This is a genomic window from Bordetella sp., from assembly GCF_051960075.1.
Taxonomy (GTDB): domain Bacteria; phylum Pseudomonadota; class Gammaproteobacteria; order Burkholderiales; family Burkholderiaceae_B; genus Bordetella.
The window spans coordinates 1-4859 of the sequence record NZ_JBQCER010000046.1 but is presented as its reverse complement, the minus strand read 5'-3'; the positions used below and the strand labels follow the sequence as shown (position 1 = coordinate 4859).

At 65.6% G+C, this 4859-nt stretch carries 5 protein-coding genes; 4 read left to right on the top strand and 1 reads right to left on the bottom strand.

Annotated elements, in window-relative coordinates:
* Positions 1–122: 122 nt before the first annotated feature.
* Entirely contained in the window at positions 123–1139 is a 1017-nt protein-coding gene (locus ACTHJ1_RS05900; protein ID WP_440189106.1) for an amino acid ABC transporter substrate-binding protein, read from the bottom strand.
* 189 nt (positions 1140–1328) lie between these two features.
* Between ACTHJ1_RS05900 and ACTHJ1_RS05895 the strand changes: the two genes are divergently transcribed.
* The 4 genes from ACTHJ1_RS05895 (at position 1329) to ACTHJ1_RS05880 (ending at position 4753) form a co-directional block, all read left to right on the top strand.
* Positions 1329–2021: a cell division ATP-binding protein FtsE gene (locus ACTHJ1_RS05895; RefSeq protein WP_440189103.1), complete on the top strand. Its 693-nt coding sequence runs from the start codon at positions 1329–1331 to the stop codon at positions 2019–2021.
* On the top strand, positions 2018–2926 hold the full coding sequence (locus ACTHJ1_RS05890; protein WP_440189100.1) for a cell division protein FtsX: 909 nt from the start codon (positions 2018–2020) through the stop codon (positions 2924–2926). Before ACTHJ1_RS05895 ends, ACTHJ1_RS05890 begins: the two co-directional genes overlap by 4 nt.
* Positions 2927–3056: 130 nt before the next feature.
* Positions 3057–3707, top strand: coding sequence for a chemoreceptor glutamine deamidase CheD (gene cheD, locus ACTHJ1_RS05885; protein WP_440189098.1), 651 nt, complete (start codon positions 3057–3059; stop codon positions 3705–3707).
* 173 nt (positions 3708–3880) lie between these two features.
* Complete coding sequence (locus ACTHJ1_RS05880; protein ID WP_440189095.1) at positions 3881–4753, top strand: DMT family transporter; 873 nt, start codon at positions 3881–3883, stop codon at positions 4751–4753.
* Positions 4754–4859 lie beyond the last annotated feature (106 nt).

Genomic DNA, 4859 nt, shown 5'->3' with positions numbered 1-4859 from the left:
GGGTTTCTCCCCCCTCTTGGCGCGGGGGGGGGGCTTGTTTTTTGTGGTTGTATTCCTGGCCTAACTCCCGCGGGGGGGGGGGGGCCCCCCCCCCCCGCCCCCCCGCCGCGGGTCGTTGGCGCTTAGCGGATCGGCCAACCGTACTGAATACCGCCGTCGTGGTACTGGGCGTTCAGGCCGCGATCGAGCTTGAGCGCGCTGTCCTTGCCCACGTCGCGATCGAAGACTTCGCCGTAGTTGCCCACCTGCTTGATGATGTTGTAGGCCCACTTGTCGTCCACGCCCATGCCCTTGCCGATGCCGGGCGTCACGCCCAGGATGCGCTGCACGTTGGGGTTGGCGCTCTTGAGCTCGTCGTCGACGTTCTTGGAGGTGACGCCGTACTCCTCGGCTTCGAGCATGGCGTTGAGCGTCCAGCGCACGACGTTGAACCATTGATCGTCGCCCTGGCGCACCATGGGGCCGAGCGGCTCTTTGGAGAAGTTCTCCGGCAGAATGACGTACTGGTCGGGGTTGGCCAGCGTGGTGCGCAGCGCGGCCAGAGCAGACTTGTCGGTGCTGTAGGCATCGCAGCGGCCCGCCACGAACGCGCCCAGCGCTTCGTCGAGCTTGTCGATCACGACCGTCTTGAAGTCGATCTTGTTGGCGCGGAACCAGTCGGCCAGATTGAGCTGGGTCGTGGTGCCGGGCTGCAGGCAGATGGTGGCGCCGGCCAGGTCCTTGGCGCTTTTCACGCCCGAGGCCTTCTTGACCATGATGCCCTGGCTATCGTAGAAGTCGACGCCGGTGCCGATCAGACCCAGCGTGGTGTCGCGGGTGATGGTCTGGGTCGTGTCGCGGCTGAGCAGATCGACTTCGCCGGACTGCAGCGCGGTGAACCGCTGCTGCACCGACAGCGGCGTGAACTTGACCTTGCTCGCGTCGCCGAACATGGTGGCCGCGACCGCATGGCAAAAGTCCACGTCCAGGCCCGTCCACTTGCCCTTGCTATCGGCGATGGAAAAACCCGCCACGCCGGTGGATACGCCGCACTGCACGTACCCGCGCTTTTGCACGGCATCGAAGGTGGTGCCCGCATGCGCCACCGAGGCTGCGGCGAATAGCGCCGCGCCGCCTGCCATCAATTTCAAAGCTTTCATCGTGTGCTCTCCGTTAGAAACCCCGGGCGTCTCGTCGCGCACTCCCGGCATTGGCATTTTCAATGTACACGGGTCGCATCGTACGTGGCCAGTTATGGAGGGGACAAGGGGGGATATATGCCAGCCGGCCCTCCGGGCGCAGCATAAGGGCCTTTTTCGTTACTATTGCGCATCACTTCGCGCACCGCCATGATCGAATTCCAGCACGTCTTCAAATCGTACGGCCGCGGCCGCAACATCCTGGCCGACGTCAACTTCCGGATCACGGCCGGAGAATTCGCCTTCGTGTCCGGTCCGTCTGGAGCCGGCAAGTCGACGCTGCTCAAGCTCGTTGGCGGGCTGGAAACCGCCAGTCGGGGCAGCATCCAGGTCAACGGCCAGCGGCTGGATCAACTGCCGGCGCGCGCGCGCCCCTATCTGCGCCGCGCCGTCGGCGTGATCCTGCAGGACACTCACCTGCTTTACGACCGCACGGCATTGGCCAATGTCATGCTGCCGCTCCTGGTCGCGGGCCTGCCGACCCGCACCGCCGGCGCGCGGGCGCGCGCCGCGCTCGACAAAGTGGGCCTGAGCGGCAAGGAAGAGCTCAGTCCCATCGAGCTGTCGGGCGGCGAGCAGCAGCGGCTGGCCATCGCGCGCGCCATCGTCAATCGTCCCGCCATCCTGATCGCCGACGAACCCACGGCCAACCTCGATCATGGCAACGCCCAGCGCATCATGAACGTATTCCGCGACTTCAACCGGGTCGGCGTGACCACCTTGATCTCCTCGCACGACACCGAACTCATGGCCGGCTACGCCAACCGCGTACTGCTACTGCCCGAGCCGGGCAGGTTCCAGGATTCGCATCCCATTGCCGCAACGGCAGGAGCCTCGGCATGAAATCCCTGCTCCTGCAACACCGCTACGCGCTCACGGTCACGCTGCGCCGGTTCGCGTCCCAGCCGTTCTCCTCGCTGGCCAATCTGCTGGTCATGGCCTTGATCCTGGCCTTACCTTTGCTGGGCGCCGCCGTGCTGGAGTCGGCCGAGCCGGTCGTGCGCGACATGTCGGTCACGCCCGAGCTGACCGTCTTCATGCAGACCTCGGCGTCCCCGAGCGCCACCCAGGCCGTGGCCGACCGCATCGCTCGCGAAGCCTCCGGCCAGATCAAGAGCGTGCGCGTGGTGCCGCGCGCCAAGGCCCTGGAATCGCTGCGCAACAATCCTGCCTGGCGCGAGGCCCTGGCCGCTCTGCCTGACAACCCCCTGCCCGACGCCGTGGTGGTCACGCTCAAGAGCGGCGACGACCTGGCCACCCGCGCCGACGCCCTCGCCGGGCAATGGGGCAAATGGCCCCAGGTAGACCACGTGCAGTTGGATAGCGCCTGGGTTCAGCGTCTGGAGGCCATTCTGCGGTTCGGCCGCATCGGCCTCTGGTTCCTGGCCATCTGCGTGGCTGTGGTGGTACTGGCCACGGTCTTCAACACCGTGCGTCTGCAGGCCATGACCCAGCGCGAGGAAATCGCGGTGGCCCGGCTGGTCGGCGCCACCGAGTCTTTCGTGCGGCGGCCTTTTCTGTATCTGGGCGCCCTGACGGGCACGGCCGCCGCGCTGCTGGCCATTCTGGCCGCGGGCCTGGCCCTGCAGCCGCTCAACGGCGCCGTGCTGGGCCTGGCCCGCAGCTACGACGCCGAATTCGCCCTGCACCTGCCCAGCCTGCCCGTACTGGCGATCGAGGTGCTGGCGGCCGGCATCCTGGGCGCCCTCTCGGCGCGCTGGTCAGTCACCCGTAGTACGCGCTTTTAACCGCCCTAATCCGGGGATTGAACCGGGGGCCGGAGCGGGTACAGTGACCCGTAGCGGTTTGTTGCAACATGCAACAAACCGCCCCCACCAATCGCGACCGACAGGTGGGCAGTGTCACTTACTACCCGCCATGCCATCCGCCTCCAAAGCCCGGGCTACTCGCCACTACTACGACAGCGCCTTCAACAGCCCTGCGGTCAAGATTTTGCCGAACGAGTACTACGTGACGTCCGGCGAAGATCTGATGCTCTCGACGGTGCTGGGCTCGTGCGTGTCAGCGTGCATCCACGATCCGGTCACCAAAGTGGGCGGCATGAATCATTTCATGCTGCCCGAAGGCGACAGCACCTCGCCGGCATCGGCCACGATGCGCTACGGCTCGTTCGCGATGGAAGTCCTGATCAACGAGCTGCTCAAGGCCGGAGCCGACCGCGGCCGGCTGGAAGCCAAGGTATTCGGCGGCGGCGCGGTGCTCTCGGCGATGCAGCAGATGAACATCGGCGAGCGCAACGGCATCTTCGTGATCAACTACCTCAAGACCGAAGGCATTCCGGTCCGCGCTCAGGACTTGGGCGACGTTCATGCCCGCCGCATCAACTACTTCCCGCGCAGCGGCAAGGTCATGGTGCGGCGCATGGCGCCCCATCATCACATGGGCGAAGTCATCGTCGCCAAGCGCGACGAGATCACGGCTCAAGTGGTCCAGGCCGAGGCCAACGCGCCGACCAACGTGCAGCGCTTCACGACCAAGGGCGGCATGAAGATCGAGCGGTTCAAGTAAGTCGGCACGGCCGATAAGCCGGGCATGCAGCGGATTTGTTCGGCTCCGGCGCCCCGGTGCGGTTCACGCTTAATATGTGCGTCCGAAAACGGCGAGCGTGCCGTCGAAATCTTGCGTACTCTTGAGCGCCAAGCGGATGGAAATCCCCATCCCCATCCTCGACTTTTCTTGTCATGAATCTCCTCGAACTCTTCCTGCTCGCCGCAATCTGGGGCGCGTCATTTCTATTCATGCGCGTGGCGACCCCCGAGCTCGGCGCCATCGTCCTCATCGCGCTGCGGGTAGGCATCGCGACGCTGGTGCTGGTGCCCGCGCTGCGGTCGTCGCAGGCCCGCGCCCAGTTCCGCTCGAAACTGCGCCCGCTCTTGATCGTCAGCATCACCAACTCGGCGGTACCGTTCTGCCTGCTCGCGTACTCGACGCTTTATGTCAATGCCGGCATGGACTCCATTCTCAACGCAACGACGCCTCTCTGGGCCGCGTTGGTCGCGGTGACCCTCTACCAGACGGCGATGAATCGCGAACAGACGCTAGGCCTGCTCTTCGGCCTGGCCGGCACCGTCGTCCTGGTCTGGGACACGCTCGACTCCGGCGTCAAGGGCGTCCCCGTCGCGATCGGCGCCGCCTTGATCGCGACCCTGTGCTACGGCTTCGCGGTCAACTACTCCAAGCGCAACCTGGCCGGCGTGCGCCCGTTCGTCGCTGCCTTCGGCAGCCAGTTCTTCTCCACCGTGATCCTGTTGCCGCTCGCGGTCATACTCTGGCCGCGGCACCCCGTCGCCAACACTACCTGGGCCTGCGTCGCCGCGCTGGGCATCGTCTGCACCGGCGTCGCCTACATCCTGTACTTCCGCCTGATCGCGCACGTAGGCGCGTCCTACGCCGCCTCGGTGACCTTCATCATTCCTCTCTTCGGCGTGCTGTGGGGCGCGCTGTTCCTGGGCGAACACGTCACCCCGACCACCATCGCGGGCGGCCTGATCATTCTTTTCGGAACGGCCATGACCAGCGGCAAATTGCGCTGGATGGTACCGAAACGGGCCTAAGCGCATCAGCGCTTGCCCCAAGATGCTTCGAGCATCGACGCCGCTGGCGTAAAGCGCGCAGGCGCCTATGAGTTGGGGCAGTCCCGAAGGGACTTCGGCCGCCTAA

Coding starts and splice junctions, on each gene's coding strand:
- ACTHJ1_RS05900 (WP_440189106.1), bottom strand. CDS start 1,139: ATGAAAGCTTTGAAATTGATGGCAGGCGGCGCGGCGCTATTCGCCGCA.
- ACTHJ1_RS05895 (WP_440189103.1), top strand. CDS start 1,329: ATGATCGAATTCCAGCACGTCTTCAAATCGTACGGCCGCGGCCGCAAC.
- ACTHJ1_RS05890 (WP_440189100.1), top strand. CDS start 2,018: ATGAAATCCCTGCTCCTGCAACACCGCTACGCGCTCACGGTCACGCTG.
- cheD (WP_440189098.1), top strand. CDS start 3,057: ATGCCATCCGCCTCCAAAGCCCGGGCTACTCGCCACTACTACGACAGC.
- ACTHJ1_RS05880 (WP_440189095.1), top strand. CDS start 3,881: ATGAATCTCCTCGAACTCTTCCTGCTCGCCGCAATCTGGGGCGCGTCA.